This window comes from Ensifer sp. NM-2 (assembly GCF_003024455.1).
GTDB classification, from domain to species: Bacteria; Pseudomonadota; Alphaproteobacteria; order Rhizobiales; family Rhizobiaceae; genus Ensifer; species Ensifer canadensis.
In genome coordinates, this window is the sequence record NZ_PVZR01000008.1 from 223,787 (window position 1) to 249,617 (window position 25,831).

24 protein-coding genes and 4 tRNA genes are annotated in these 25,831 nt (G+C 60.3%); 17 read left to right on the forward strand and 11 right to left on the reverse strand.

Annotation, left to right across the window (positions count from 1 at the left end; genetic code table 11):
* The first annotated feature begins 1 nt into the window (after position 1).
* The 4 genes from C6558_RS18180 to C6558_RS18195 all read left to right on the forward strand — a co-directional run bounded on the left by C6558_RS18180 (position 2) and on the right by C6558_RS18195 (position 2,187).
* Entirely contained in the window at positions 2 to 499 is a 498-nt protein-coding gene (locus tag C6558_RS18180; RefSeq protein WP_025426631.1) for a GNAT family N-acetyltransferase, read from the forward strand.
* Between the two features lie 133 nt (positions 500 to 632).
* Positions 633 to 1,103, forward strand: coding sequence for a GNAT family N-acetyltransferase (locus C6558_RS18185; protein WP_084814297.1), 471 nt, complete (start codon positions 633 to 635; stop codon positions 1,101 to 1,103).
* Positions 1,104 to 1,211: 108 nt separating this feature from the next.
* Positions 1,212 to 1,607, forward strand: coding sequence for an NADH:ubiquinone oxidoreductase subunit NDUFA12 (locus C6558_RS18190; RefSeq protein WP_025426633.1), 396 nt, complete (start codon positions 1,212 to 1,214; stop codon positions 1,605 to 1,607).
* A gap of 127 nt (positions 1,608 to 1,734) precedes the next feature.
* A complete protein-coding gene (locus C6558_RS18195) occupies positions 1,735 to 2,187 on the forward strand; it encodes a DUF2155 domain-containing protein (protein WP_025426634.1) in 453 nt (150 codons plus the stop codon).
* 357 nt (positions 2,188 to 2,544) lie between these two features.
* On the opposite strand, the gene aat is transcribed toward C6558_RS18195, so the two are convergent.
* The 5 genes from aat to C6558_RS18220 form a co-directional block, all read right to left on the reverse strand.
* Complete coding sequence (gene aat, locus C6558_RS18200) at positions 2,545 to 3,159, reverse strand: leucyl/phenylalanyl-tRNA--protein transferase (protein ID WP_025426635.1); 615 nt, start codon at positions 3,157 to 3,159, stop codon at positions 2,545 to 2,547.
* Positions 3,160 to 3,168: 9 nt separating this feature from the next.
* Positions 3,169 to 4,512: an acetyl-CoA carboxylase biotin carboxylase subunit gene (gene accC, locus C6558_RS18205; protein WP_025426636.1), complete on the reverse strand. Its 1,344-nt coding sequence runs from the start codon at positions 4,510 to 4,512 to the stop codon at positions 3,169 to 3,171.
* Positions 4,513 to 4,524: 12 nt separating this feature from the next.
* A complete protein-coding gene (accB, locus tag C6558_RS18210; protein WP_025426637.1) occupies positions 4,525 to 4,989 on the reverse strand; it encodes an acetyl-CoA carboxylase biotin carboxyl carrier protein in 465 nt (154 codons plus the stop codon).
* A 23-nt stretch (positions 4,990 to 5,012) separates the two neighbouring features.
* Positions 5,013 to 5,459 carry a type II 3-dehydroquinate dehydratase gene (aroQ, locus tag C6558_RS18215; RefSeq protein WP_025426638.1) on the reverse strand — a complete coding sequence of 149 codons (447 nt, stop codon included), beginning with the start codon at positions 5,457 to 5,459 and terminating at the stop codon, positions 5,013 to 5,015.
* A 118-nt stretch (positions 5,460 to 5,577) separates the two neighbouring features.
* A complete protein-coding gene (locus C6558_RS18220; RefSeq protein ID WP_025426639.1) occupies positions 5,578 to 6,345 on the reverse strand; it encodes a DsbA family protein in 768 nt (255 codons plus the stop codon).
* Between the two features lie 536 nt (positions 6,346 to 6,881).
* On the opposite strand from C6558_RS18220, the gene C6558_RS18230 reads away from it, so the two are divergent.
* A complete protein-coding gene (locus tag C6558_RS18230; protein WP_371412278.1) occupies positions 6,882 to 7,994 on the forward strand; it encodes a pyridoxal phosphate-dependent aminotransferase in 1,113 nt (370 codons plus the stop codon).
* A gap of 163 nt (positions 7,995 to 8,157) precedes the next feature.
* Here C6558_RS18230 and C6558_RS18235 read toward each other — a convergent pair whose 3' ends face one another.
* The gene (locus tag C6558_RS18235) at positions 8,158 to 10,968 is read right to left on the reverse strand and encodes a ribonuclease E/G (RefSeq protein ID WP_084814296.1); all 2,811 of its coding nucleotides are present in this window, start codon (positions 10,966 to 10,968) and stop codon (positions 8,158 to 8,160) included.
* 837 nt (positions 10,969 to 11,805) lie between these two features.
* Between C6558_RS18235 and C6558_RS18245 the strand changes: the two genes are divergently transcribed.
* The 3 genes from C6558_RS18245 to prfB all read left to right on the forward strand — a co-directional run bounded on the left by C6558_RS18245 (position 11,806) and on the right by prfB (position 17,009).
* Positions 11,806 to 12,969: an N-acetylmuramoyl-L-alanine amidase gene (locus C6558_RS18245; RefSeq protein WP_225906184.1), complete on the forward strand. Its 1,164-nt coding sequence runs from the start codon at positions 11,806 to 11,808 to the stop codon at positions 12,967 to 12,969.
* A 357-nt stretch (positions 12,970 to 13,326) separates the two neighbouring features.
* Complete coding sequence (locus C6558_RS18250; RefSeq protein ID WP_025426643.1) at positions 13,327 to 15,780, forward strand: penicillin-binding protein 1A; 2,454 nt, start codon at positions 13,327 to 13,329, stop codon at positions 15,778 to 15,780.
* Between the two features lie 97 nt (positions 15,781 to 15,877).
* Positions 15,878 to 17,009, forward strand: a protein-coding gene (gene prfB / locus C6558_RS18255) for a peptide chain release factor 2 (RefSeq protein ID WP_107027587.1) whose coding sequence is annotated in 2 segments (ribosomal slippage) — positions 15,878 to 15,946 and positions 15,948 to 17,009 — 1,131 coding nt in all. Because the reading frame shifts where the segments join, the coding sequence is not laid out codon by codon here.
* 142 nt (positions 17,010 to 17,151) lie between these two features.
* Here the strand turns inward: prfB and C6558_RS18260 are convergent.
* Both C6558_RS18260 and C6558_RS18265 read right to left on the reverse strand, forming a co-directional pair.
* Positions 17,152 to 17,661: a hypothetical protein gene (locus C6558_RS18260; RefSeq protein ID WP_025426645.1), complete on the reverse strand. Its 510-nt coding sequence runs from the start codon at positions 17,659 to 17,661 to the stop codon at positions 17,152 to 17,154.
* A 113-nt stretch (positions 17,662 to 17,774) separates the two neighbouring features.
* Positions 17,775 to 18,548, reverse strand: a complete 774-nt coding sequence (locus C6558_RS18265) for an NAD kinase (protein ID WP_057211412.1) — start codon at positions 18,546 to 18,548, stop codon at positions 17,775 to 17,777.
* A gap of 159 nt (positions 18,549 to 18,707) precedes the next feature.
* On the opposite strand from C6558_RS18265, the gene C6558_RS18270 reads away from it, so the two are divergent.
* A tRNA-Thr gene (locus tag C6558_RS18270) sits at positions 18,708 to 18,783 on the forward strand.
* A 119-nt stretch (positions 18,784 to 18,902) separates the two neighbouring features.
* Here C6558_RS18270 and C6558_RS18275 read toward each other — a convergent pair.
* Positions 18,903 to 19,844 (reverse strand): LysR family transcriptional regulator, encoded by a 942-nt coding sequence (locus tag C6558_RS18275; RefSeq protein ID WP_025426647.1) that lies wholly within the window; start codon positions 19,842 to 19,844, stop codon positions 18,903 to 18,905.
* 138 nt (positions 19,845 to 19,982) lie between these two features.
* Here C6558_RS18275 and C6558_RS18280 point away from each other — a divergent pair, with 138 nt between their 5' ends.
* Both C6558_RS18280 and C6558_RS18285 read left to right on the forward strand, forming a co-directional pair.
* Positions 19,983 to 20,603: an FMN-dependent NADH-azoreductase gene (locus C6558_RS18280; protein WP_025426648.1), complete on the forward strand. Its 621-nt coding sequence runs from the start codon at positions 19,983 to 19,985 to the stop codon at positions 20,601 to 20,603.
* Positions 20,604 to 20,732: 129 nt separating this feature from the next.
* Positions 20,733 to 21,029, forward strand: coding sequence for a hypothetical protein (locus tag C6558_RS18285; RefSeq protein ID WP_025426649.1), 297 nt, complete (start codon positions 20,733 to 20,735; stop codon positions 21,027 to 21,029).
* A gap of 179 nt (positions 21,030 to 21,208) precedes the next feature.
* On the opposite strand, the gene C6558_RS18290 is transcribed toward C6558_RS18285, so the two are convergent.
* Positions 21,209 to 22,084: an RNA methyltransferase gene (locus tag C6558_RS18290; RefSeq protein WP_025426650.1), complete on the reverse strand. Its 876-nt coding sequence runs from the start codon at positions 22,082 to 22,084 to the stop codon at positions 21,209 to 21,211.
* Between the two features lie 218 nt (positions 22,085 to 22,302).
* On the opposite strand from C6558_RS18290, the gene C6558_RS18295 reads away from it, so the two are divergent.
* The 3 genes from C6558_RS18295 (at position 22,303) to tuf (ending at position 23,932) form a co-directional block, all read left to right on the forward strand.
* A tRNA-Tyr gene (locus C6558_RS18295) sits at positions 22,303 to 22,387 on the forward strand.
* A 23-nt stretch (positions 22,388 to 22,410) separates the two neighbouring features.
* Positions 22,411 to 22,484, forward strand: a tRNA-Gly gene (locus tag C6558_RS18300).
* Between the two features lie 272 nt (positions 22,485 to 22,756).
* The gene (gene tuf, locus C6558_RS18305; RefSeq protein WP_025426651.1) at positions 22,757 to 23,932 is read left to right on the forward strand and encodes an elongation factor Tu; all 1,176 of its coding nucleotides are present in this window, start codon (positions 22,757 to 22,759) and stop codon (positions 23,930 to 23,932) included.
* 8 nt (positions 23,933 to 23,940) lie between these two features.
* Here the strand turns inward: tuf and C6558_RS18310 are convergent, their stop codons facing one another.
* Complete coding sequence (locus C6558_RS18310; protein WP_025426652.1) at positions 23,941 to 24,483, reverse strand: GrpB family protein; 543 nt, start codon at positions 24,481 to 24,483, stop codon at positions 23,941 to 23,943.
* A gap of 276 nt (positions 24,484 to 24,759) precedes the next feature.
* On the opposite strand from C6558_RS18310, the gene C6558_RS18315 reads away from it, so the two are divergent.
* From C6558_RS18315 to nusG, 3 genes are all read left to right on the forward strand, one after another.
* Positions 24,760 to 24,835, forward strand: a tRNA-Trp gene (locus tag C6558_RS18315).
* A 195-nt stretch (positions 24,836 to 25,030) separates the two neighbouring features.
* Positions 25,031 to 25,231 carry a preprotein translocase subunit SecE gene (gene secE, locus C6558_RS18320; protein WP_025426653.1) on the forward strand — a complete coding sequence of 67 codons (201 nt, stop codon included), beginning with the start codon at positions 25,031 to 25,033 and terminating at the stop codon, positions 25,229 to 25,231.
* 16 nt (positions 25,232 to 25,247) lie between these two features.
* A complete protein-coding gene (gene nusG / locus C6558_RS18325; protein WP_025426654.1) occupies positions 25,248 to 25,778 on the forward strand; it encodes a transcription termination/antitermination protein NusG in 531 nt (176 codons plus the stop codon).
* Positions 25,779 to 25,831 lie beyond the last annotated feature (53 nt).

The following is a 25,831-nucleotide window of genomic DNA, read 5'->3' on the forward strand; positions in this document are numbered from 1 at the left end:
GATGTTCTTCGTCCGCACGGCGAGCGAGCGCGATCTGGAAAAGGTTCGCGCGCTGCTCGTCGAGACGTGGCACGCGACCTATGACACCTTCTATGGCGTCGAGAAGGTCAACGAACTGACGGGCCGCTGGCATTCGCTACCGGCGCTCAAGGTCCGGCTAGAGCGCAAGGACGCGGAATTCCTGGTTGCCGACGATGGTCGCAGCATTGGCGGCATGGGCTATGCGTCCATGTCAGATACGTTGAAGAAGACCGTGGTGCTCCACCAGCTTTACGTCCTGCCGAAACTGCAGAGGCAGGGCATCGGCCGCGACATTTTCGCCGAACTCGAAACCTGCTTCCCGGATGCCGAGCGCATGCGGGTCGAGGTCGAGCCGCAGAACCTTCATGCCCTCGCATTCTACCGGACTCACGGCTTTTCCGAAGTCGGTCAAACCAGCGATTGCGGCGACGACCAGTCGGGGCTTCTGGCACTCATCCTCGAAAAACCGTTGGTCTGACGCCGTCGTTCCTCTGAGGTTAGCGGCCGTCGCCTTCCTCCGGGGAAGATCGCGCGGTTAGGGTTGGCTGTCGCGAAACGCTAGCCTTCTGATGATTGATGCTCGGTGCTGATGGTGACGCCCGGAGGAAAACATGCACGCGCTGACTGACTTGGATATCCGCAAGGCCGAGCGGGCTGATCTACCGGCGATCATCGCGCTCTTTGCCGCCGACGACGTTGGCGGACACGGTGACACGGTCGAGCCGGAGGCTTTCGACGACTATCTCGCGGCCTTCGCGCGCATCGAGGCATCACCGCTTCAAACCCTTTATGTCGCCCGCCTCGGTGAAGAAGTGGTCGGCACTTTCCAGGCAACATTATTGACCTCGCTTCCTGGACGCGGCCGGCCAAGACTGCTGATCGAGGCCGTGCAAACCCGTAAAGACATGCGCGGCCGTGGCATAGGCGCACGCATGATACGTCATGCGAGCGAGCGTGCGCGCGAGGAGGGGGCAGCAAAGGTCCAGCTCTCCTCTAATGCGACGCGCACCGACGCGCATCGCTTCTACGAACGTCTCGGTTTTGTACGCAGCCATTTCGGGTTCCACATGCCGCTGAAATGACTGTGTTTGCCTCGGAATCACTGGACAAGCCTGGAGTGGCGGGGCATAAGCGGGGACATAGTTTTGGTATCCGGCCGCCTTCCCAACGGTCGGTTGAGGACGGCATCCATGAAGCTCCTGCTGCAGATTTTCACCTGGTGGAACCAACAGACGATCGGAACGCGGTTTCATACCTGGCGTAACGGTCAACGTGTCGGCGAAGACGAGCTCGGCAACGTCTATTATCAGGGCGGTAAGGACTCCGAAGGCCGGACGCGCCGTTGGGTGATTTACAACGGTTATGCCGAAGCCTCTGCTATTCCGGCCGGCTGGCACGGCTGGATGCATCACCGCACCGACGTTTCGCCGGCTGACGAAAAATACGTCGCTCGCGAGTGGCAGAAGCCACATCGTCCGAACCCGACTGGTACGGCCAACGCTTACCGGCCGCAGGGTTCGATCGCCGGTACCGGTGCGCGTCCGCGCGTAACGGGTGATTATGACGCCTGGACGCCGGGCTCCTGAGACGCTTGTCGTCGGACAAGGCGCGCCGCCCGCGAAATGGTCCGATGACCACGGGGCGGCCACATTTCATGTTTAGCGCCTGATATCCATCAACGGTGAATGCGAAGCGCGCGGGAGACAGGCGGGAATGGCGGGTTCTTATCTGCGGAAAACAATCGGCCAGATGTCGAGCCGGCTCTGTGTCGCTGCGCTTGCCGCGCTGCCGATGATTTCCTCGGCCGGTACGGCCGAGGCCGCGCGGGTAAACAACGCCGTCGCCGTGTTTTCCGGCATCGACAAGATCACCGGCCGCATCACGACCTTTGACGTCTATATCGGTGAGACCGTCCAGTTTGGCGCCCTGCAGGTAACGCCGCGCGTCTGCTATAACAGGGACGACACGGAAGCTCAGAAGATCACCACCTTCGTCGAGGTCGACGAGATTACGCTTGACCGCAAGATCAGGCGGATCTTTACCGGCTGGATGTTTGCCGACAGCCCCGGCCTCAACGCCGTCGAGCACCCCGTCTATGATGTCTGGCTGCAGTCCTGCAAAGCGACGTCGGACCTGCCGCCACCGGATACTGCCTCCAAGAGGTAGCCTTGCCTGGCAGGCGCCCTTGAACGCGGCTGCGATATGCCCTCAATTTTTCTGTGCCAACCCGCTCTTCGGTGCGCCGGAACGAGCGCGCACAACGGGCGGCGGTGGACCATCTCGTGATGGTTTCGCTTCGCGGACGTCCGCACCGGCCATGCCGTGACAAGCCGTCCGTAATGTCTTGGAAGTCCAGTAGAATAGCTCCCGCAAATAAATTTGGCAAAACAAAGCGATAGAGCGGTTGCGCGACTCCTTTTGTGAGCGGGCGATGCTCTGGCGCGGACATCCCTGGGCACTTTGAAGGGTCTGAGACGGGGTGGAAATGGGCGTTTGCACCGGGGGCTCAGGTCGACGATGAGCTCAAAACGATAGATCCGGAGAGTTCATCGCATTGGCGAGCATGATCTCATACTCCGCCTTCGGCACGTCGATCGCACCGAAGGACTTGAGATGCTCGGTCGTGAACTGGGTGTCCAGCAATTCAAAGCCCTTGGCGCGCAGGCGCTCCACCAGATGCACGAGGCAGATCTTGGACGCGTTGGTGCGTCTGGAAAACATGCTTTCGCCGAAAAATGCCGAGCCGAGTGAGACGCCGTAGAGACCGCCGACCAGCGCATCGTCCTCCCAGGCTTCGACGCTGTGCGCGTAGCCCATCGAGTGAAGCGTGGCGTAAAGCGAGCGGATCTTGTTGTTGATCCAGGTGGTCGGGCGATCCGGCGCCGGCGCGGCGCAGCCTTCCATCACGGCCTCGAAGGCGGTGTTGAAGCGGATGTCGAAGTGGCTCTTGCGGATTGTCTTTGCAAGACTGCGCGAGACGTGAAAGCCATCGAGCGGAATGACGCCGCGGATTTCCGGCTCGACCCAGAAAAGCTCTGGATCGTCAGCCGAATCGGCCATCGGAAACAGGCCTATGGAATAGGCGCGCAGCAGCATGTCCGGTGTTACGTCGGGTTGCTTGCTGCGCGTCCCTTTCAATGCACGGTCCTATTCGGACGTCGTGGCCAGATGGTGCTCCAGCCAATGGATGTCGTATTCGCCGTTCGCGATATCCTGATTGTTGATCAGGTCCTGGAACAGCGGCAGCGTCGTCTTGATACCATCGATGACGAATTCGTCGAGCACGCGACGAAGGCGCATCATGCATTCGACACGGGTCCGGCCATGGACGATGAGCTTGCCGATCAAGCTGTCGTAGTAAGGCGGGATACGGTAGCCCTGATAGGCACCAGAATCGACGCGAACGCCGAGACCGCCCGGTGCGTGGAAATGCGTGATTGTGCCCGGCGAGGGGACGAAGGTGCGCGGATCTTCGGCATTGATACGGCACTCGATCGCGTGGCCGGAAAACACGATGTCTTCCTGCTTGACCGAAAGCCCGCCACCCGATGCGACGCGGATCTGTTCGTGCACCAGGTCGATGCCGGTGATCGCTTCGGTGATCGGATGCTCCACCTGGAGGCGGGTGTTCATTTCGATGAAATAGAACTCGCCATTCTCGTAGAGGAACTCGATCGTGCCTGCGCCGCGGTACTTCAGCTTTTTCATCGCATCGGCGCAAACCTGGCCGATCTTCATGCGCTGCTCGACGTTGAGGGCAGGGGAGTTTGCCTCTTCCCACACCTTCTGGTGGCGCCGCTGCAAGGAGCAGTCACGCTCGCCGAGATGGATCGCATTGCCTTCGCCGTCGCCGACGATCTGGATTTCGATGTGGCGCGGCTTGCCGAGATACTTCTCCATGTAAACAGCGTCATTGCCGAAGGCCGCAAGCGCCTCGGAACGAGCGGTTGACACGGCCTCGTCGAGGTCAGCCTCGGTCTTGGCGACTTTCATGCCGCGGCCACCGCCGCCGGCGGTCGCCTTGATCAGAACCGGGAAGCCGATCTTGCGCGCGGCTTCGAGGGCGTTCTCAGGCTTCACTTCGCCGTCGGAGCCCGGAACCACGGGGATGCCAAGTTCCTGCGCCGTCTTCTTGGCGGTGATCTTGTCGCCCATGATGCGGATATGTTCCGCCGTCGGACCGATGAAGGTGATGTCGTGGGCGTCGAGGATTTCGGCGAACTTGGCGTTTTCCGACAGGAAGCCGTAACCCGGGTGCACGGCGTCAGCGCCGGTGATTTCGCAGGCGGCGACGATCTGGTGAATGTTCAGATAGCTATCGCGCGACGGCGGAGGACCGATGCAGACGCTTTCGTCGGCCAGACGCACATGCATGGCGTCGCTGTCAGCCGTGGAATGGACGGCCACCGTCGCGATGCCGAGTTCCTTACAGGCGCGCAGTACGCGAAGGGCGATTTCGCCGCGATTGGCAATGAGAATTTTCGAGATCATCGCAGCGCCGCCTTATTCGATTACGATCAGCGGCTCGCCATACTCGACGGGGGCTGCGTCCTGGACGAAGATTTCGGTCACCTTGCCCGAACGCGGGGCAGGGATCTGGTTCATGGTCTTCATCGCTTCGATGATCAGGACCGTCTGACCTTCCTTGACCACGGTACCGACCTCGATGAACGGGCGGGCGCCTGGGGCCGGCGCGAGGTAGGCCGTACCGACCATCGGAGCCGTTAAGGCGTTTTTGGAATTGCGGCTGGTCTCGGCCGGAGCGACAACTGCAGCGGGCTGCGCAGCGTGGACGGCCGGCTGGGCCTGGTAGGTCGGCATCGACATGGCGACCGGCGTGCCGGCGCGCGATACGCGGATGCGGAGGTCTTCCTGCTCCACTTCGATCTCGGTGAGATCCGTGTCGTTCAGGATATTGGCGAGATCGCGGATCAGCGCCTGGTCGATACCGGGTTTCTTGTCAGCCATGGGATATGAGCCTCGTGTTCTTTTTATTTCGACGTTTCTGTCAGGTTCTTTAGCGCATGCAGCGCCAGAATGTAACTCTGCGCGCCGAAACCGCAGATGACGCCTTTGACCGCCGGGGCGATCATCGACTTGTGGCGGAATTCTTCACGCGCGTGGATGTTGGAAAGATGCAGTTCGACCACCGGGATGCCGATTGCGCGGATGGCATCGTGCAGCGCGATCGACGTATGGCCGTAGGCTGCCGGATTGATAGCGACGCCCGCCGCCTTTTCGCCGGCCTCATGCAGCCAGTCCACAAGCGTGCCTTCGTGGTTGGATTGCCGAAAATCGACCTCCAGTCCCAGCGTCTTGCCTTCCGTGGTGCACATCGCCTCGATGTCGGCGAGTGTCTGGCCGCCATAAATCCCCGGTTCGCGCTTGCCGAGCGCATTGAGGTTGGGGCCGTTCAGCACGAAAATTTTGGTGGGCATGCGGGATTCCGGTCCAGTGATAGAGGGTTACCTATAGACTGATGGTCCCGCGAGGAAAAGCCCTTTGGGTCCTCGCGGGATTTGTCCACAGTTGGGACGGGACGGCCAATGCAGGCGGTCAGCAGGCGGTCTTGCCGCAGCTGCGCATATTGGACACTTTGGTGCTGATTTCCTCGGCACCGACGGCTCCGAACACCGCCTCGTTGCCAATCACGTAGGAGGGCGTGCCGGTGATGCCGAGATCGTTGGCAAGGGTGTAGGCCTCGCGTACCGCGGCATCATGCGGCTCTTTTTCCATCTTGGCGCGCAGCTGCTTTTCGGTGACGCCGAGCTTGCCGGCAACGGCAATCGCCGTTTCCTCGGTTGCGCGGTCCTCGCCGCCGAGCAGGGCCCGATGGAACTCGCCGTACTTCTCCGGCGCGGCGAGACGGAATGCAGCGCTGACCTTGTGGGCAGCCAGCGAATCCGGGCCGAGGATCGGCAATTCCTTCAGCACGAAGCGGATGTTCTTGTCCTTCGACAGGATCTCGTCCATGTCCGTCAGCGCACGTTTGCAATAGCCGCAGTTGTAGTCGTAGAACTCGACGACGGTGACGTCTCCATCAGGATTGCCGAGTACCATGTCGTAGTCTGAGTTGAAGATCGCCTTCTTGTTTTCGGCGATCGCACCTTCAGCTGCTTCCTGCTGCTTGGCGCGCTGCTTTGTAGCCAGCGCCTCCTGGACTTCGAGCATGATTTCCGGATTGGCGAGCAGGTATTCCTTGATGAAGGCGCCAAACTCTTCCTTCTGTTTCTGGTCGAGCGCGAGTGCGCTTTGCGGCAAGCTGACCCCTGCCATGAACGCGGCGAGCGTTCCGGCGGCAATCATTTTCGTGCTGAAATTCATTTCTACCTCGTTGTCTCTGCCTGCCCTGTCTGTCGTCCATGTCGCGATACGGCGTCAATGCGCGCTTGTAAAAGACAACAGGAATCTCCAACACCGCAACACGCGGGCAGCATAGGGTGGGCTCCGGCGAAACGAAACGGCAAAATCGGCGGAAATACGGCGCTCGCGCACTTGTGAAGCTTTAAACGATCGGGCAAGGGGGCGGCATGTAGTACCAATCTGTGCTGATATTGACCCATTGCGTCGGAGCGATCTTGGTTTCTGGCGAGGAGACACCATGTGGTCCGGTGAGGATTGTCGACGCTATCCGGAGGCCAGAAGCGCCCGGCCCTTCGGGCGGGCCTTGTGCCGGCCACGGCAGCTTCACAATCCTCGACCGATGCCAAGGCATCGCTCGGCGGTACGCTCCCGCCCGGATGACCGCACACGGTCCCAAACAATAGGTCAATATCAGCGCAGGTTGGTATAGGCCGCTTCTTGAGGATATTACCTTGGTAGAATTGTCGAACCGCAGTGCTATCGAACCCTTTCATGCCATGGACGTGCTGGCCGAGGCAACGCGCCGACGCGACGCCGGCCATCCGGTGATTTCGATGGCTGTCGGCCAACCGGCGCATCCTGCGCCGAAGGCGGCTTTGGATGCGGCGCGCAAGGCGCTCGAGCATGGCCGGCTCGGCTACACCGACGCACTTGGCACCTTGTCTCTCAGAACCGCGATCGCCCGGCACTATCAAAAGCGCCACGGTATAGCGCTTGACCCGCAGCGCATTGCCGTGACCACCGGGTCGTCAGCCGGGTTCAATTTTGCCTTCCTCGCGCTTTTCGACCCCGGCGATTGCGTCGCAATCGCGCGACCCGGATATCCAGCCTACCGCAACATTCTCGCAGCGCTCGGCCTGACGGTCGTGGAGGTCGAGGCCAATGCCGAGAGCGGCTTCACGCTGACGCCGGAAAACCTGGCGCGTGCTGCCGCGAAGATCGGGCGCCCGCTGAAGGGCGTGCTTCTGGCGAGCCCGGCCAATCCGACAGGAACGGTCACGGGCAAAGCGGGGCTCAAGGCGCTTGCCGACTACTGCCGCGCCGAAAACATCGCCTTCATCTCCGACGAAATCTATCATGGGCTGACCTTCGCCGGTGAAGAGGCAAGTGCACTGGAGGTGACCGACGACGTCTTCGTCATCAACTCCTTCTCCAAATACTACTGCATGACCGGGTGGCGTATCGGCTGGATGGTGCTGCCGGAACTGCAGGTTCGCGGCTTTGAGCGTATCGCCCAGAGCCTCTACATTTCGCCGCCGGAGCTGTCGCAGATCGCGGCGGAGGCGGCGCTCGGTGCGCAGATTGAGCTCGATGGCTACAAGGCGGCCTATGCGGCCAATCGCGATATGCTGTTGAAGCGCCTGCCGGAGATCGGCTTTTCGATCGCGTCACCGATGGATGGCGCTTTCTATGCCTATGCGGATGTCAGTCGCTTCACCAATGACAGCATGGCATTTGCCCGGCGGATGCTGGCGGAAATCAACGTGGCGGCAACGCCCGGCTTCGATTTCGATCCGCTTGAAGGGCATCGTACGATGCGGTTCTCCTATGCCGGATCGATAGCCGACATGACCGAAGCGATGGAGCGGATCGCCCGCTGGATCGCCTGATCCTCTGTGGTTTCATCGAGTTGCGGCCTTTTCCGGACTCTTTTTGCGAAGCCCTTGATTCAAACTCGCAGCGAATACACGCTTTCGATTGTCTCCAAACGGAAACGAAAAAAGCCCGGACCAAGGTCCGGGCTTTTCTGTTCGTCCGAAGTTCAGGCGCGGCTTAGAAGAAGCCGCGGCGCTGCCACCATCCGCCCTTCTTGGGCTTGGACTGGTCTTCTTCGGTGCCTTCGTTCTTGTTCGTGACCGTCGAGGTCAGCACCGGTTCCGATGCGATCGTCGAAAGGTCGCGGTTCGCTCGAGCAGGCTTGCCTTCTTCGAGGTCAGCGGCCGTTTCTTCGATTGCTGCCGGCACCGGCTCAGCCGCTTCCGGCTGTGCTTCGACCGCGGTCTGTGCTGCCTCGTCGGCACTGACGACAGGCTCCTCAGCCTTGACGGCCTTCTTGCGTGTACGCTTCGGCTTGGCGGCCTTCTCGACGACCGGTTCCACCGCTTCCGCGACGGTCTCGGCTTCGGCAACGACGGCTACCGCTTCGACCTCGGCTTCTACGGGTGCTTCCGCGTCGCCTTGCTCGCCCGCTTCGCCGTCGCCGGATGCAGCAGCCTGCTCCTCGCCTTCGACTTCACCTTCGCCGAGTTCTGGTCGGTTGCGACGGCCACCGCGCTTGCCGCGACGGCGACGCTTGCGCTTCTGTTCGCCATCGGCGGTCAGCGCATCCGTATCGTTTTCGTCCTCGTCGGCATCGCTTTCGGATGCGTCATCGGCATCTTCAGTCGCATCGGCGTCCTGTGCGGTCGCACCTTCCGCCTGCTGGCTGCCCTTGCCGCGACGGCGGCGACGACGCTTGCGCTTGCGGCCGTTCTGATCGTCGGCCTGGGCCGCAGCCTTCGGCTGCTCCTGGCGCTGTTCGACGACGACTTCTTCTGCTTCTTCCTCGTCGAGATCCTCTTCGATCACGATGTCATCGTCTTCTTCGGGCTCGGGCTCGAAGTGCAGAATCTGTTCGATCTTGACCGGGTTTTCGACCGGCTCGCCGCGATCGATCGCGAAATGCTGCGCGCCGACATGGGCGTCAGCCTCGATGATGATCGAGACGCCGAAGCGCTGTTCGTAATCCATGATCGTGGCGCGCTTCTGGTTGAGCAGATAGAGCGCGATATCGGGGATCGTGCGAACGGTGATGTTGTGGGTGGTGTTCTTGAGCAGATGCTCTTCGATACCGCGCAGGACATGCAGCGCGACCGAAGACTGCGAGCGGACGTGACCCGTGCCGTTGCAATGCGGGCAGGTCTGCATCGTCGATTCGAGCACCGAAGCGCGAATGCGCTGGCGCGACATTTCGAGCAGACCGAAGTGCGAGATGCGGCCGACCTGGATGCGGGCACGATCGTTCTTCAGGCAATCTTTGAGCCTCTTCTCGACAGAGCGGTTGTTCCGCTTTTCTTCCATGTCGATGAAGTCGATGACGACGAGGCCAGCAAGGTCGCGAAGCCGCAGCTGACGGGCCACTTCTTCGGCGGCTTCCAGGTTGGTCTGAAGCGCCGTGTCCTCGATCGAATGCTCGCGGGTCGACCGACCGGAGTTCACGTCGATCGAAACCAGGGCTTCCGTCTGGTTGATGATGATGTAGCCGCCCGACTTCAGCGTCACCTGCGGCTGCAGCATCCGGTCCAGCTGCGCCTCGATACCGGAGCGCGAGAAGATCGGATGCACGTCGCGGTACGGCTGGACCACCTTGGCGTGGCTCGGCATCAGCATCTTCATGAAGCCCTTGGCTTCCTTGTAGCCTTCCTCGCCGGAAACGACGATCTCGCTGATGTCCTTGTTGTAGAGGTCGCGGATCGAGCGCTTGATCAGGCTGCCTTCCTCGTAGACGAGGCAGGGGGCCGTGGAGTTGAGCGTCAGCGTGCGGACGTTTTCCCAAAGGCGCATCAGATATTCGAAGTCGCGCTTGATCTCGACCTTGGTGCGGTTGGCACCGGCCGTGCGCAGGATGACGCCCATGCCCTGCGGCACTTCGAGGCCACGCGCAATTTCTTTCAGGCGCTTGCGGTCCTGCAGGTTGGTGATCTTGCGGGAAATGCCGCCACCACGGGCCGTGTTCGGCATCAACACCGAGTAGCGACCGGCGAGCGACAGGTAGGTCGTCAGCGCTGCGCCCTTGTTGCCGCGCTCTTCCTTGGCGACCTGAACGAGCAGGATCTGGCGACGCTTGATGACTTCCTGGATGCGATACTGCTTGCGCGGCTTGCGGACGTGACGATCCGGAACCTCTTCCATCGCGTCTTCGGCGCCGACCGACTCGATAATTTCCTTTTCGCCGTCGTGGTTGTCGTCATCATCGTCGTCGTCATCGCGACGGCGGCGGCTGTCGACGTCTTCCGAGACCGAATCGGTGTCGACCATGGCGGCCATCTCGCCACCATTGCTTTCTTCGCCGCCATCGGCCTCTTCGGTCGCTGCAGCTGCAGCGGCCTCTTCGGCGATTCTCGCCTTGGTGCGGCGTGGGCGCTTCGGCTTTGCCTTGGGCTTCTCGGCGGGCGCATCGACCTCGACGACAGCTTCGGCTGCCGTCTCGGTGACGACTTCCGTTTCAGCGGCGATTTCCAGATCGACCGGAACGCTGAGCCCGCTCTGGGTCGGCGTTGCCGTCTCAACGTGCTCGACATCGTCGTCGCGGCGCGCTTCTTCGGCTTCCGCCTTCAACAGCGCCTGACGGTCGGCGAGGGGGATCTGGTAGTAGTCGGGATGGATTTCGGCGAAGGCCAGGAATCCGTGGCGATTGCCGCCGTAGTCGACGAAGGCCGCCTGGAGCGAAGGCTCCACTCGCGTTACCTTTGCCAGGTAGATGTTGCCGCGGATCTGTTTCTTGTGTTCCGATTCGAAGTCGAATTCTTCTATGCGGTTCCCGCGAACGACAACGACGCGCGTCTCTTCAGAGTGAGACGCATCGATAAGCATTTTCTCTGCCATCTAAGTTGTGCTCCTCGGCGCGACAACGGAACGGGCGGCAGACGTTCTTCCATGGGAAGACTGCCACTCGCGTCAGAGGTTGCGCCGGATGTGAAAGGTCCTGTCTGGTGCAGGTGATGGTGCAGCAGCCAGATGGCAGCCGGAACGGTTACGTTCCGGGGCCTCTTTACTTCTGACCGATACCGCTGAGTCAACATCAATGACCAAACAAGAATGCCAATGTCAAAGGTCTCATAAAGACCCGATGAATGCGCCCGCTTGCGGGCTTGCCGGTGAAAAATCACCGCTAAGAACTCCGGCCACCGCCGGAAATTTACGATCCAGTGTACGGGGAGGAAATGCAGCGACGGCGGATGAACACCTTGCGGCCGCGGAAAGATGATACGGTTGCAACCGGCAATTCCGGCTCGATCACTCCCTGGCGCCAAGCTCTGGAAAGCTCCGGCTGCCCGGCCCACGATTCTATCCCGTCAACACTTTCTCCTTGTGATGCTTTTATGTTTTCTATGTCACATTGGCAAGGGAAAAGCCTGTGCCGCCACAATAATGATCGATTCGCTTGCCCCGGTAGAGTAGGTCGGGGAACGGCGAATCATATGCCTTGGCCGCGTTGCGTAAGGAGCGCTGTCAAGCTTTGGTTAACCATAAGGGTTCATTGATCAAGGGATGTCGCGGTATGTGTGGGCGGACGCCCGGCGCTTTGACCGCTCGAATTTCGTGGATTGACGGAGAGACCGGGTGAAGCCTTCGGCTAATCATATGCACGCTTCACTGTTGTCGACACTGCTGCGCGGCGGCGCGGGCGTCACGGCTTCAGTGTTCGTTGCAGGCGTCTTGATGATGACCGGACCGATAGCATACGCCGCCGAGTCGGCACCGTTTCTGGCATTCGGCGCACGGGTTGCCGGTGACGACGCGCGCACACGTGTCGTGGTCGAGTTCGACCGCAAACCCGACTTTTCCATTCATTATGTGGCAAACCCCGTGCGTGTCGTCGTCGATCTGCCGGAAACCGCCTTTGGCCTGAAGGCCGAGAGCCTCGAGCCGCGGGGATTGTTCGAGGCCATCCGCTATGGCGGCATGGGCGCCGGCAGTTCTCGCCTCGTGTTGTCGGCAAAGGGGCCGGTAGCGGTCACCCATGCCGAAGTCATCGAGCAAGAGGGCGGTAAGAGTTATCGCCTGGTCATCGATGCCGAGAAGGTCGACCAAACCCGGTTCGACGCGCTTCTTGGGGATCAGCAGTGGACGGGCTCGGTGGTCTCGGCAAAAACGGATCGGCCGACAATTGCACCTGCGCAAAAGACCGGTGCATTCGTGATTGCGATCGATGCCGGCCACGGCGGTATCGACACCGGCGCGATCGGCAGCGGCACCAAGACCGAGGAAAAGCATGTCACGCTTGCCTTCGCGCAGGAGCTTGTCGCCACGCTCAACCGCGAAGGCGGCATCGAAGCTTTTCTGACCCGCGACAAGGACGTTTTCCTGTCGCTGCCGCAACGCGTGCAGATCGCCCGCAACAAAGGCGCCAATCTGTTTATTTCGATCCATGCCGACACATTGAGACAGAAGGACATTCGCGGCGCCACCGTCTATACGATTTCCGACAAGGCGTCCGACCATCTGGCGGCCGACCTGGCGCAGCGCGAAAACCTTTCGGACGAGATCGCTGGCGTACCGCTCCAGAGCGAGCCGGCCGAAGTCGCCGATATCCTGATCGACCTGACGCGCCGCGAGACCCAGGCTTTCTCGGTCAACATGGCACGCACTGTCGTGTCGTCCTTCGAGGGGCAGATCAACCTCATCAACAATCCGCACCGTCACGCGGGCTTCCGTGTCTTGCAGGCGCCGGATGTTCCGTCGATCCTGCTCGAGCTCGGATTCATGTCGAACAAGGACGATGAGAAGCTGCTGCTCGATCCGGAATGGCGCAAGAAAGTGTCCGGCCTGCTCGCCGTTGCCGTGAAGCGCTACCGCGAACAGGCTGTCGCAAACGGCGGCTGAGATCCGGTCGCGATGATCTGTTTGACGGCGCAGCATACGATGTGATTTGTGTCGCCTCGGTAACAGCGATATGCTTTTCAACAGGATGCGCACTCGATAATCGGAAACAAGCCCTATTTTACGCACAATCCGGGACCTAACCCGAATTGCGCCCGGATTTGTTGGGAAACAGTGTTGATGCCCGGTGGCCCTCGCCATATGAGGAACTGGGTGGGCGCGTGTAGCCGCAATGCCAGACGATTTCTGATAGAAGCGTTTGGCCAGGCCGACGAAATGCGGACCGTTGGGACGGGAAGCGTCTCGATTGGCTTTTGCGGCCTGGCGATTGGACGATAATAAGGTACCGGTATCTGACTGATGATCAGACTGATTGGATATTTCTTCGGCATTGGTGCGTTCTTGCTGCTCGGTGTCGCCGCGGCCGTTGCCATCTATCTCGGCAGCGTCACCAAAGATTTGCCGGATTACGAGGTATTGGCGAAGTATTCTCCGCCGGTCACCACGCGCTTTCACGCCGGTAACGGCGCGCTGATGGCGGAGTACGCCCGCGAGCGGCGTCTCTATCTGCCGATCCAGGCGATCCCGGACCGTGTCAAGGCGGCATTCATTTCGGCCGAAGACAAGAACTTCTATCAGCACCCGGGCGTCGACATCACCGGTCTCGCGCGTGCCATCACCGTCAATCTCCAGAATTTCGGATCGGGTCGCCGCCCCGTCGGCGCGTCGACGATCACGCAGCAGGTGGCCAAGAACTTCCTGCTTTCGTCGGACCAGACGATCGACCGCAAGGTCAAGGAAGCGATCCTCTCCTTCCGTATCGAGCAGGCCTATAGCAAGGACCGTATTCTCGAACTCTATCTCAACGAGATCTTCTTCGGCCTCAATTCCTATGGCATCGCCGGTGCAGCACTCACCTATTTCGATAAATCGGTGACAGAACTGACCATCGCAGAAACTGCGTACCTTGCGGCTCTGCCGAAGGGTCCGGCCAACTACCATCCTTTCCGCAAGGTGGATGCTGCGATCGAGCGACGCAACTGGGTCATCGACCGTATGGTCGAGAACGGCTACGTCACCAAGACCGACGGCGAAGACGCCAAGAAGCAGCCGCTCGGCGTCAATCCTCGCCGCGGTGGCGCACATCTCTTCGCATCCGATTTCTTTGCCGAGGAAGTGCGTCGGCAGATCATTCAGAAGTACGGCGACAACGCGCTTTATGAAGGTGGCCTTTCGGTCCGTACCTCACTCGATCCGCGCATGCAGATCGCCGCGCGCAAGGCGCTGCAAGACGGGCTGCTCAGCTATGACGAACGCCGCGGTTTCCACGGTCCGGTCAAGTCGATCGAGATCGGCGGCGACTGGGGCGAGCCGCTCGGCAAGGTCGTGTCCTTGGCCGACGTGCCGGAATGGAAGCTCGCTGTCGTGCTTTCGGCCGATGGTCAGGGTGTCGAGATCGGCATCCAGCCGGACAAGGAAGCCTCCGGCAAGATCATCGCAGAACGCGTGACCGGTCATATCTCCGCAAAGAACATGCAGTGGGCCTATCGCTCGGCCGCTGGCGAACGCAAATCCGCCAAGTCGCCTGAAGGTGTGCTGGGCCCGGGCGACGTCGTCTATGTCGAGCCGTTGGCAGAAAAGGGTGAATACCGCCTGCGTCAGCCGCCGAAGGTCCAGGGTGGCCTCGTCGCGATGGATCCGCAGACCGGCCGCGTGCTGGCGATGGTCGGCGGCTTTTCCTACGGTCAGTCGGAATTCAACCGCGCGACCCAGGCGATGCGCCAGCCGGGTTCCTCGTTCAAGCCGTTCGTTTATGCTGCTGCGCTCGACAACGGCTATACGCCCGCATCCGTTATTCTCGATGCGCCGATCGAAATCGTTGCCGGTGGCCAGGTCTGGCGCCCTGAGAACTATGGCGGCGGCTCGGCCGGCCCGTCGACGCTGCGCCTCGGCATCGAGAAATCGCGTAACTTGATGACGGTTCGCCTTGCGAACGACATGGGCATGAACATCGTTGCCGAATATGCCGAACGCTTCGGCATCTACGACAAGATGCCACCGCTGCTGGCGATGTCGTTGGGCTCGGGCGAAACGACGGTGCTGCGCATGGTTTCGGCCTATTCGGTTCTTGCCAATGGCGGCAAGCAGATCAAGCCTTCGCTGATCGACCGGATCCAGGACCGCTACGGCAAGACGATCTTCCGTCATGAAGACCGGACCTGCGACAACTGCAACGCGGCTGATTGGGGCAACCAGGAAGAACCTGTCTTGACCGACAACCGCGAACAGGTTCTCGACCCGATGACCTCCTACCAGATCACCTCGATGATGGAGGGGGTGGTCCTGCGTGGCACCGCCGCCGGCAAGATCACGCTCGATCGCCCTGTTGCCGGCAAGACCGGCACCACCAACGACGAGAAGGACGCCTGGTTCGTCGGCTACACGCCTGATCTCGTCGCCGGCCTCTACCTCGGCTTCGACAATCCGGCCCCGCTCGGTCGCGGCGCGACAGGTGGCAGCCTTGCCGTGCCGATCTTCAACAATTTCATGCAGGAAGCCGTCAAGGGTTCGCGCCCGGGCAAGTTCGTGGTGCCGGAAGGCATGAACATGATCGCCGTCAACCGCAAGACCGGCATGGCGGCCTACGAGGGCGAGCCGGACACGATCATCGAAGCCTTCAAGCCTGGCACCGGCCCGGCCGATACCTTCTCGGTCATCGGCGGCCTCGACCAGTACGTGCCGCCGGAGGAAATTTTGAAGAATTCCCCGCAGGCAAACCAGGCTGTCACATCCGGTTCCAACGGCCTGTTCTAGGCCCTTTCCCAGTCTCCCGATGCCCGCCGCCTTTACATCAGCGGCGGGCATCGCTATTTGACGCTCACGTTAAATCGGGTTCACAAGAAGCAGGATCATGCGCAGCGAAATCGAGAACATTGTCGACGAAATCAAGCAGGCCATAAGCCTGCTGAGGAGGCATCTTTGACTGGGATCAGGCGGTAAGACGACTGGACTGGTTGAATAACAAGGCGGAAGATCCGTCGCTCTGGAATGATGCGGCCGAAGCGCAGAAGCTGATGCGCGAGCGCCAGCAACTCGACGATGGCATCAACGGCCTGCGCCGTTTCGAGCAGCAGCTCAGCGACAACATCGAACTGATCGAGCTCGGTGAAGAAGAGGGCGATGCCGCCATCGTTGCCGACGCCGAACAGGCGTTGCGCGAACTGCGCAATGAAGCGGCCAAGAAGCAGGTCGAGGCGATGCTGTCCGGCGAAGCGGACCAGAACGACACCTATCTCGAAGTGCATTCCGGTGCCGGCGGCACCGAGAGCCAGGATTGGGCCAACATGCTGTTGCGCATGTACACCCGCTGGTCCGAGCGCCAGGGATACAAGGTCGAACTGATGGAAATTCAGGACGGCGAAGAGGCTGGCATCAAATCGGCCACACTGCTCGTCAAGGGCCACAATGCTTATGGTTGGCTGAAGACCGAATCGGGCGTCCACCGCCTGGTTCGCATCTCGCCCTATGACAGCAACGCGCGTCGCCATACGTCGTTCTCTTCGATCTGGGTCTATCCGGTTGTCGACGACTCGATCCAGATCGACATCAACGAGAGCGATTGCCGTATCGACACCTATCGCTCGTCGGGCGCCGGCGGCCAGCACGTCAACACCACCGACTCTGCGGTGCGCATCACGCATATGCCTTCCGGTATCGTCGTACAGTGCCAGCAAGAACGTTCTCAGCACAAGAACCGGGCCAAAGCCTGGGACATGCTGCGCGCCCGCCTTTACGAGTCCGAGTTGAAGAAGCGCGAAGACGCGGCCAACGCCGAAGCAGCATCGAAGACCGATATCGGCTGGGGCCACCAGATCCGCTCCTACGTGCTGCAGCCCTACCAGCTGGTCAAGGACATGCGCACCGGCGTCGAAAGCACGGCGCCGGGTGATGTACTGGACGGCGAGTTGAACGAGTTCATGGAGGCAGCCCTTGCCCACCGCGTCAGCGGTGGTGCTGATGCCGTCGTGGATGATTTGAACTAGTCTGGCACTGCTCGGCGCTCGTGTGCCGGCATGACGTAGGACGTACGGGACGAAGAAGGCCGGGTGTTTTCATCCGGCCTTTGTTTTTGGCTTAGAGCGTGGCACGCAAAGTGCGCGCGGTCATTGGAGATCGCGATGCGCTTCAGTTCGATGCCCGCTCGACCTTGATGTCGCCGAGATCGTCGATCAGGACCGTCCAACTCTCCGGCTCGCGGGCGGCAGGGTCGGTCTTCAGATAAACGGTCGCGAACATGCCGGGCTGCGCGGTCACGCCTGTGGATGTTTCCGGCCGTATGTCCGTGACATAAGCCCTCAGCGACGAGAATTCCTCGAGTTCGGCGGATGAGACGACTTCCGGCCCAGCGGGCGTCGCCTCGATCTGCTGCAGGTGAATATGTGCGGTGCCGTCCTGTTGCCGCAGCGCGATCAGCTTGTAGTAGCCGCGCCGTGCGCCTTCGGCACTCTTCGGCTTAGTGGTTGCTTCCGCCTGCGTGCCGTTCGGGTCCAGCGCCGAAAGCCGATCGCCGCTTTCTTCCCAGTAGCCTGTGCTGGTGACAAAGGTCACTTCGGGCGAAACCACGCTCGCATCCTCGGCATGGGCGTTCGCGCCGGCCATGGCGAGAAGAAGCGCAAGGAGGAGAGGCTTGTGCATTGCTTTTGATTTCCCGTTCGAACTGCGACGCGGCGCTGGCTGCAAAATTGGTCCTTCGCCGATGATCCGGCGATCGCGGAAATCATACCATATCGCGCGTTCAGAACGTCGGCTCAATTGGAAAATTGCTCGGCCAGGATGCGGTCCGACCAGGAATGATCGGGATCCGAGAGAATGCGGGCGGTCATGTTTTCCGATTCGGCGATACGCACCTTCGCCACCGACTTGACCTCCTGGTGGTCGGCAACGGCGTTGACCGGGCGCTTGTCGGCCTCGAGGATTTCGATCTCGACGGTGACATGGTTTGGCAGCAGGGCGCCGCGCCACCGCCGCGGACGGAACGGGCTGACGGGCGTCAGCGCCAGAAGAGGGGCTTCCAGCGGCAGGATCGGACCATGGGCCGAGAGATTATAGGCGGTGGAGCCGGCGGGCGTGGCCAGCAGCAATCCGTCGCAGGTCAATTCCTCGAGCCGGGTCTTGCCGTCGATGACGACGCGCAGCTTGGCTGCCTGGTAGGATTGCCGGAACAGATAGACCTCGTTGATGGCGAGCGCCGTGAATGTCGCGCCTTCACCGTCAGTGGTCTGCATCTCCAGCGGGTGAAAGGCATTCTCGACGGCATTGCAGATGCGCGCCGTCAGATTTTCGGTGCTGTAGCGATTCATCAGGAACCCGACAGACCCCCGGTTCATGCCATAGACGAGCTTGCCCGAATTCATCGTCTGGTGCAGCGTCTGCAACATGAAGCCGTCACCGCCGAGCGCGACGATCACGTCGGCCTTGTCGGCCTCATGATCGCCGTAGATGGCCTTCAGATCAGCCGCCGCCTTTTGCGCCTCTTCCGCTGGAGAGGCAAGGAATGCGAGGGAAGTGAACGTGCGAGCCATGAATTTTCAGTCCGTTCAACATGTTGAGCATCGCCGCGGTGGCCGAGCCTAGGCTTCGTTTCTGGCACGGCCTGACCCTAAACGCATCTGAAAAATTGGGAGAATTCGCAATTTTGCTTTACACGCTGTGAGATTATGATAACTCCCACCGCTGAAAGTGCCCTTATAGCTCAGTTGGTAGAGCACCTGATTTGTAATCAGGGGGTCCCGGGTTCGAGTCCTGGTGGGGGCACCACTTTTTCAATTACTTGCTGGATTTTTGACCGCCTCATGAGGCGGTCGTGTGCTTTTTGGCGAAATCACCGCTATTGCGGCCAGGCACCACGCGACTTGTCGGCCGGTTGGCACAGCGTTTCAGATATCGAACGTCCCAGCGCCCCGGGGCGTGATCTCTCTGCATTTTTGCAGGGCGTTCAGCAAATTGTCGGCGAGGTAGTCTATCAGGGCGCGCGTCGCCGGCAGCATGCCGTGGCGTGAGGGGAAGACGAGGTGGACGACGACGTCGCCCGAGCTCCATTCTGGCAGCACCGGGGCAAGCACGCCGGCGCGGAAGGCGCGTTCGCAGATGTGGTCGGGCAGCAACGCTACGCCCATGCCCTCGATCGCTGCGCGCTCGAGGATGAGGAAATCGCTGCAGCCGATGATCGGCCGGTGCGAAATTTCGGTGGTGTTGCCTTCGCTATCGACGAGGCGCCAGACGTCGGTGGCGTGCTGCTCGTTCATCGACAGTGTCGGCATCTCGTTGAGATTTTCGATGGTGACGTCGTCGAAGCGGGTGAGCAGGGTGGGGCTCGCCGCCAACCTCTGGCGCACTTCTCCGAACCTGCGAATGATCAGCTGATTGTCGGTGTCCAGTTGATCGCGGGCGCGCAACGCCACGTCGATCCTTTCCTCGATCAGATCGATCCGCCGGTTGGTGGCAGTAATCAGCAGGCGAACGCCGGGATAACGGCGATGGAACGCAGGCAGGATGTCGGCGAGCATCGGCGTGAAGCCGAGCGGGCAGGCGAGCCTGACCGTACCGGTCGGCTCGGCCTTGACGGCGGCGATCTCGGCCTCTGCCACGGCAACGCCATCGAGCAGGCTCTGGCAATGTTCGTAGAAGACGCGTCCGATCTCGGTAACGCGAAGCTTGCGCGTCGAACGCTCCAGCAGCCGGACGCCGAGCTGCTCTTCGAGGCGCGCCACGTGTTTGCTGAGCTTGGATTTGGGGATATTCAGATCACGCGCCGCGGCACTGAAGCCGTTGTTGCGCACGACGGCCGCGAAGAGGGCGAGGTCGTTCAGGTCCTGCATCTATTTCCGTCTCCCATCGCCGATCGCGGTCTCACTGTTTCTATCCGGAAACAGTATGTCAAATAACCGCTGACTTATCGCGCGATTGTTTTCCAATCATATGTGATGCACCGCAACGCCAACACAAAGGTGCTTCACATGAACGTCCTTCACATCGACTCCGGTATTCTGGGTGATCACTCCGTTTCCCGTCGCCTGACGGCGGCGATCACCGCTCAGATCAAGGCAGACCGTCCGGATGCCAAAGTTGCCTACCGCGATCTCGCCACCAGCCGGATCCCGCATCTGACCGGCGCACAGATCATGGCGCCTGCCGATCTCGCAGGTGTTGACGCCGACCTGGCTGCCGAAGTCAAGATCGGCCGCGAGATGCTCGAAGAATTCCTGGCTGCCGACACTGTCATCGTCGGCGCGCCGATGTACAACTTCTCCATTCCGAGCCAGCTCAAAGCCTGGATCGACCGTCTCGCCGTGAACGGCAAGACCTTCCGTTACACCGAATCTGGCCCGGAAGGCCTCGCCAAGGGCAAGAAGGTTATCATTGCTTCGACCCGCGGTGGCCACTATTCCGCCGGCCCGGCTTCGGCGATGGATCATCAGGAATCCTACCTGAAGACGGTCTTCGGCTTCTTCGGTATCACAGACGTCGAATTTGTGCGCGCCGAGGGCCTGAACCTCAGCGCCGACTCCAAGCAGTTCGCGATCGCCGAGGCAGAAAAGACCATTGCCGAAGGCACTGTCCTTCGTCTGGCCAGCTAAAACAAGAGTTCATCGGATCACGTCAGTGGTCCGATGAAGGGGCGTTGGCCCCATTGCGGACGGTGCCGGTTGAGCATGCAGCCGGCATTGTCCGTTTTCGTGTCAGCGGATCTGTATTATGATGCGCTCATGAAAGACCGGCGGAGAAGGCCCTTGGCTGTCATCGCTGCGGTGGTCGCGCTGGTGGCCGCCGATGTCGGGTATGCGTCGCCGCCGGACACGCGCTGCACCTGCCGCAATCGCGATGGCTCGAAATACGAGCTCGGGCAGATCGCCTGCCTGCGCGTCGGCGGCATTTCCTATCTTGCGCGCTGCGAGATGAACCTCAACGTCACCACCTGGAAGAAGCTTCGCGACGGATGCCCGACGGCGAGCAATCAGAGCCTATGGCTTCGAGTTGACGAAGATATAGCGACGCGTTTCTGACGACAGCAATGGCGTGCATCGCAGCTGCTACACGGGGATCGGTTCCCCAGCGTCGAGGTAGACACCCGCGGATGCTTCCGGTATCGCCAATCAATGGCTCTATTCGGCGGGCTAGCCTCTCCGGCTTCAAGTAGCCGGAGAGCTTCACAGGTGTTTGGCGATCTTAACGACCGGCCGTCTTATTTGCTCAGGAACTGACGCGCCGCATACATGGCGATCGCTGCCGCATTCGACACATTCAGCGACTTGATTGCGCCGGGCATGTCGAGGCGGGCGAGCGCCTTGACGGTCGACCGTGTCTTCTGCCTGAGACCCTTGCCCTCCGAACCAAGCACCAGCGCGACCTTGTCGCCGGCGAAGGTGCCTTCGAGCGGGGCCGGTCCTTCCGAATCGAGCCCGATCGTGTGGAAGCCGAGGCGGTGCAGTTCGTCGATCGTGTCGGCGAGATTGGTGATCTGGATATAGGGGATCATTTCCAGGGCGCCGGAGGCTGATTTCGCAAGAACGCCTGATTCGGTCGGGCTGTGACGGATGGTGGTGATCAAGGCGCCAGCATCGAACGCAACGGCCGAACGCATGATCGCGCCGACATTGTGCGGATCGGTGACCTGGTCGAGCACGAGAATGAGCCTGGATTCGCTGAGTGCCTCGAGCTTGCGCAGCGGCAGCGGCTTGGTTTCAAGCATCACGCCCTGGTGAATGGCGTCGGGCCCGAGGATCTTGTCGAGGTCCTGCGGCGCCACGGTCTCGACCGGGAAGGGAAGTTCGGAGAACTCGCCGAGCTCCAGACGCGTCGCAGCGTTCTGGGTCACGCACAGGCGAACGATCTTGCGCGCCGGGTTGTCGAGTGCCGCGCGAACGGTATGCAGGCCATAGAGCAGCACCTGTTCGGGTGCGAGCACGGGCGGCTTCCAGTCGCCCGGCTGCTTGCGCCAGCGATCCTGCTTTGGCGTCGGAATTTCTCCGCGCTCGCGCTTGGCGTCGCGGTGGGCGCGTCTGAGAGTGGCGTAATGGGTGTTCTTGGCGCTCTTGTCGCCCGTATCATCTTTGCTCATGCCTGCCTTATAGAGCGCTTCGCTTGGCCTGGGAACGGAATTCGATAGTGGTGGACAAAGCGGACCTGTGGAGAATTTCACAAATTTTCCGTTCTGGCGTGTTGACAGGAGCAAGGCGGGCCGTCATATACCCGGCGCAGATCGAGAGGCGGCAACGACAAATCGCTGGATGTCTCACGATCTCAAATGCTTGGTCGACTTGATCCCGACAGAATAATGGAGGGATGCCCGAGTGGTTAAAGGGGACGGACTGTAAATCCGTTGGCTCAGCCTACGTTGGTTCAAATCCAACTCCCTCCACCATTCTGCTTCTGGATCGAAGGCCCGCGGGTATAGCTCAATGGTAGAGCAGCAGCCTTCCAAGCTGAATACGCGGGTTCGATTCCCGCTACCCGCTCCAGCAGCGCGCTGACGTTTTCTCCTTTTTAATGCGACGCTTCAACTGCTCATCGTAAGCTGTTGTTTGTTCTTTCGTCACGCGACGAAGTGATTCGGGAATCTGCCCGGCTTGCATCTTCGATGCGCCATTCTTACATGAGGTAGGAAAAGGCGGCCGTGGCCGGTCCGGGCGTACGCAATTAAGTCTTGCGCAAATCCCTTGAAACCCTTAAACGGCTCCACAAACCGGCCCCGCCGGCTGATCAATCATACTTGACCACAGGAAACGTACCCATGGCAAAGAGCAAATTTGAGCGCAACAAGCCGCACGTTAACATTGGCACGATTGGCCACGTTGACCATGGCAAGACGTCGCTGACTGCAGCGATCACGAAGTACTTCGGCGAGTACAAGGCGTACGACCAGATCGACGCTGCTCCGGAAGAAAAGGCCCGTGGTATCACGATTTCGACGGCTCACGTTGAGTATGAGACGGCGAACCGTCACTACGCGCACGTCGACTGCCCCGGCCACGCCGACTACGTCAAGAACATGATCACCGGTGCAGCGCAGATGGACGGCGCGATCCTGGTTTGCTCGGCTGCTGACGGCCCGATGCCGCAGACCCGCGAGCACATCCTGCTTGCTCGCCAGGTTGGCGTTCCGGCGATCGTCGTGTTCCTCAACAAGGTCGACCAGGTTGACGACGCCGAGCTTCTCGAGCTCGTCGAGCTTGAAGTTCGCGAACTGCTGTCGTCCTACGAATTCCCGGGCGACGACATTCCGATCATCAAGGGTTCGGCACTTGCTGCTCTTGAAGATTCGGACAAGAAGATCGGCGAAGACGCGATCCGCGAGCTGATGGCCGCTGTTGACGCCTACATCCCGACGCCTGAGCGTCCGATCGACCTGCCGTTCCTGATGCCGATCGAAGACGTGTTCTCGATCTCGGGCCGTGGTACGGTTGTGACCGGTCGCGTTGAGCGCGGCATTGTCAAGGTTGGCGAAGAAGTTGAAATCGTCGGCATCCGCGACACGTCGAAGACGACGGTTACCGGCGTTGAAATGTTCCGCAAGCTGCTCGACCAGGGCCAGGCCGGCGACAACATCGGCGCGCTGATCCGTGGTGTTAACCGTGACGGCGTTGAGCGTGGCCAGATCCTGTGCAAGCCGGGTTCGGTCAAGCCGCACAAGAAGTTCATGGCCGAAGCCTACATCCTGACGAAGGAAGAAGGCGGCCGTCATACGCCGTTCTTCACGAACTACCGTCCGCAGTTCTACTTCCGCACGACGGACGTGACGGGTATCGTTACGCTTCCGGAAGGCACGGAAATGGTTATGCCTGGCGACAACGTCACGGTTGCCGTTGAGCTGATCGTTCCGATCGCGATGGAAGAAAAGCTGCGCTTCGCTATCCGCGAAGGTGGCCGTACCGTCGGCGCCGGCATCGTTGCTTCGATCGTCGAGTAATCTCAGGATTATTTCGCTTCAAAAAGGCCCCGCTGGAAACAGCGGGGCTTTTCGTTTTGAGCCCGACGCAGGACGCCGGCGATGAACTCGCTCTTTCCGCTGGCGTAGATGTCCCAATTGCCTCTTGCCTGGATGATCAGTTTCCGTTTGAGCAGTTCGTACTGTCGCGCGACTCCCGTGTGTCGGCGCAGGTAGTCGCGAAACAGGATGCGCGCTTGATGCGCGTGGTTGTCAGGCCCGCATATATAGAGGCGGGTACCATAGGGCGCCCCGCTCATGGTGAGTGTCCATAGGCCATTGCCGTAGGGATCTCCGTGGAAGTGATAGCCGGCCGTAGCCGCGCTTTCGAGCGCTACCGGAATGTCGCCTTCAGATTGAAGGACGGCGTCGATATCTATCTTCGGCTTGGCCGCCAGTCCGGGTACGGCTGTGCTGCCAACGTGTTGAATGTCGGCAATGAGTGGCGCCAGGAGGCCTGCGATGACGCGGCGACGCGCTGCAAAATCCTCTGGCCAGAACGGATCATATTCAACCAGGCGGATATCAGTCATAGGTTTGCCTTGTCGCACTCGACCGATTCGCAATCCTATCTGTTGGCTTCGAAACGGTGCTCGAAAATCGCAGAGGAGGAGGTGGCATCATTGAAAACAATGCGTTTTCGCTAGGTCATATGGCGGGCGAGCGGCCGTCTGGGCGGAGGGGGGAAGACTTGATTGAGGATTTTTGCTCTTTTCCGTCAAAGACGCTTGTCATCGCCCGATAAACTGAATAATAAGCCGCTGACTTGATGCGCTGACCGGTTCGAGAATGACCGGCTGAAGCGATCTAGGGGTATAGCTCAGTTGGTAGAGCGGCGGTCTCCAAAACCGCAGGTCGTCGGTTCAAGCCCGGCTGCCCCTGCCATTGCCTTCGCCTTTGCAAGCGGCTCAAAGCCGGGTAAGGTGGAAGGAGGTCGGATAAGCCGACCATCGAAATTCACAGAAAAGACCGAATGCCTCTTGTGATTTGTAGAATCGGTCTTTATGTAGGGTCCAAACAGACACGCGGTGCGTGGGGCTGAATCATCGGCTTTACGCGCCGTAATGGCGTGAGCATTACATGGCATCCAAAACGAATCCGTTTACGTTTCTGCAGCAGGTTCGCTCAGAGGCGTCGAAAGTAACTTGGCCATCCAGGCGCGAGACGATGATCTCGACGCTGATGGTTTTTGTCATGGTCTTTTTTGCCGCTGCCTTCTTCTTTGCTGCGGACCAGTTGATGGGTTGGCTGATTGGCCTAGTCCTCAACGCTGGCGCTTGATTGGGTGGAGGGTAGTATGGCTGCACGCTGGTATATTGTTCACGCCTATTCGAATTTCGAAAAGAAGGTAGCTGAATCGATCGAGGAAAAGGCCAAGCAAAAAGGTCTTTCGCATCTGTTCGAGAAGATCCTTGTTCCGACCGAAAAGGTTGTCGAGATTCGCCGCGGCCGCAAGGTTGATGCCGAGCGCAAGTTTTTCCCGGGTTACGTCCTGGTGCGCGCCAACCTGACGGATGAGGCCTTTCACCTCATCAAGAACACGCCGAAGGTCACCGGTTTCCTCGGGACCGACAGCAAGCCGGTTCCGATTCCGGATCATGAAGCCGATCGTATCCTCGGCCAGGTCCAGGATGGCGTCGAGCGTCCGAAGCCGTCCGTCTCCTTTGAGATCGGCGAGCAGGTTCGCGTCTCGGATGGTCCGTTCGCCTCGTTCAACGGCATCGTTCAGGATGTCGACGAGGAGCGGTCGCGCCTGAAGGTCGAGGTTTCGATCTTCGGTCGTGCGACCCCGGTCGAACTGGAATACGGCCAGGTCGAGAAGGTCTGAGAAGATCAAAAGAGATTGGGCAAGTCGTTTAGGCCTGCCCTGGCGGAGAAATC

Bases quoted from the DNA above. Each gene is read 5' to 3' on its own strand.
- C6558_RS18180 (WP_025426631.1), top strand. From the start codon at position 2: ATGTTCTTCGTCCGCACGGCGAGCGAGCGCGATCTGGAAAAGGTTCGC.
- C6558_RS18185 (WP_084814297.1), top strand. From the start codon at position 633: ATGCACGCGCTGACTGACTTGGATATCCGCAAGGCCGAGCGGGCTGAT.
- C6558_RS18190 (WP_025426633.1), top strand. From the start codon at position 1,212: ATGAAGCTCCTGCTGCAGATTTTCACCTGGTGGAACCAACAGACGATC.
- C6558_RS18195 (WP_025426634.1), top strand. From the start codon at position 1,735: ATGGCGGGTTCTTATCTGCGGAAAACAATCGGCCAGATGTCGAGCCGG.
- accC (WP_025426636.1), bottom strand. From the start codon at position 4,512: ATGATCTCGAAAATTCTCATTGCCAATCGCGGCGAAATCGCCCTTCGC.
- accB (WP_025426637.1), bottom strand. From the start codon at position 4,989: ATGGCTGACAAGAAACCCGGTATCGACCAGGCGCTGATCCGCGATCTC.
- aroQ (WP_025426638.1), bottom strand. From the start codon at position 5,459: ATGCCCACCAAAATTTTCGTGCTGAACGGCCCCAACCTCAATGCGCTC.
- C6558_RS18220 (WP_025426639.1), bottom strand. From the start codon at position 6,345: ATGAATTTCAGCACGAAAATGATTGCCGCCGGAACGCTCGCCGCGTTC.
- C6558_RS18230 (WP_371412278.1), top strand. From the start codon at position 6,882: ATGGACGTGCTGGCCGAGGCAACGCGCCGACGCGACGCCGGCCATCCG.
- C6558_RS18235 (WP_084814296.1), bottom strand. From the start codon at position 10,968: ATGGCAGAGAAAATGCTTATCGATGCGTCTCACTCTGAAGAGACGCGC.
- C6558_RS18245 (WP_225906184.1), top strand. From the start codon at position 11,806: ATGATGACCGGACCGATAGCATACGCCGCCGAGTCGGCACCGTTTCTG.
- C6558_RS18250 (WP_025426643.1), top strand. From the start codon at position 13,327: ATGATCAGACTGATTGGATATTTCTTCGGCATTGGTGCGTTCTTGCTG.
- C6558_RS18260 (WP_025426645.1), bottom strand. From the start codon at position 17,661: ATGCACAAGCCTCTCCTCCTTGCGCTTCTTCTCGCCATGGCCGGCGCG.
- C6558_RS18265 (WP_057211412.1), bottom strand. From the start codon at position 18,548: ATGGCTCGCACGTTCACTTCCCTCGCATTCCTTGCCTCTCCAGCGGAA.
- C6558_RS18275 (WP_025426647.1), bottom strand. From the start codon at position 19,844: ATGCAGGACCTGAACGACCTCGCCCTCTTCGCGGCCGTCGTGCGCAAC.
- C6558_RS18280 (WP_025426648.1), top strand. From the start codon at position 19,983: ATGAACGTCCTTCACATCGACTCCGGTATTCTGGGTGATCACTCCGTT.
- C6558_RS18285 (WP_025426649.1), top strand. From the start codon at position 20,733: ATGAAAGACCGGCGGAGAAGGCCCTTGGCTGTCATCGCTGCGGTGGTC.
- C6558_RS18290 (WP_025426650.1), bottom strand. From the start codon at position 22,084: ATGAGCAAAGATGATACGGGCGACAAGAGCGCCAAGAACACCCATTAC.
- tuf (WP_025426651.1), top strand. From the start codon at position 22,757: ATGGCAAAGAGCAAATTTGAGCGCAACAAGCCGCACGTTAACATTGGC.
- C6558_RS18310 (WP_025426652.1), bottom strand. From the start codon at position 24,483: ATGACTGATATCCGCCTGGTTGAATATGATCCGTTCTGGCCAGAGGAT.
- secE (WP_025426653.1), top strand. From the start codon at position 25,031: ATGGCATCCAAAACGAATCCGTTTACGTTTCTGCAGCAGGTTCGCTCA.
- nusG (WP_025426654.1), top strand. From the start codon at position 25,248: ATGGCTGCACGCTGGTATATTGTTCACGCCTATTCGAATTTCGAAAAG.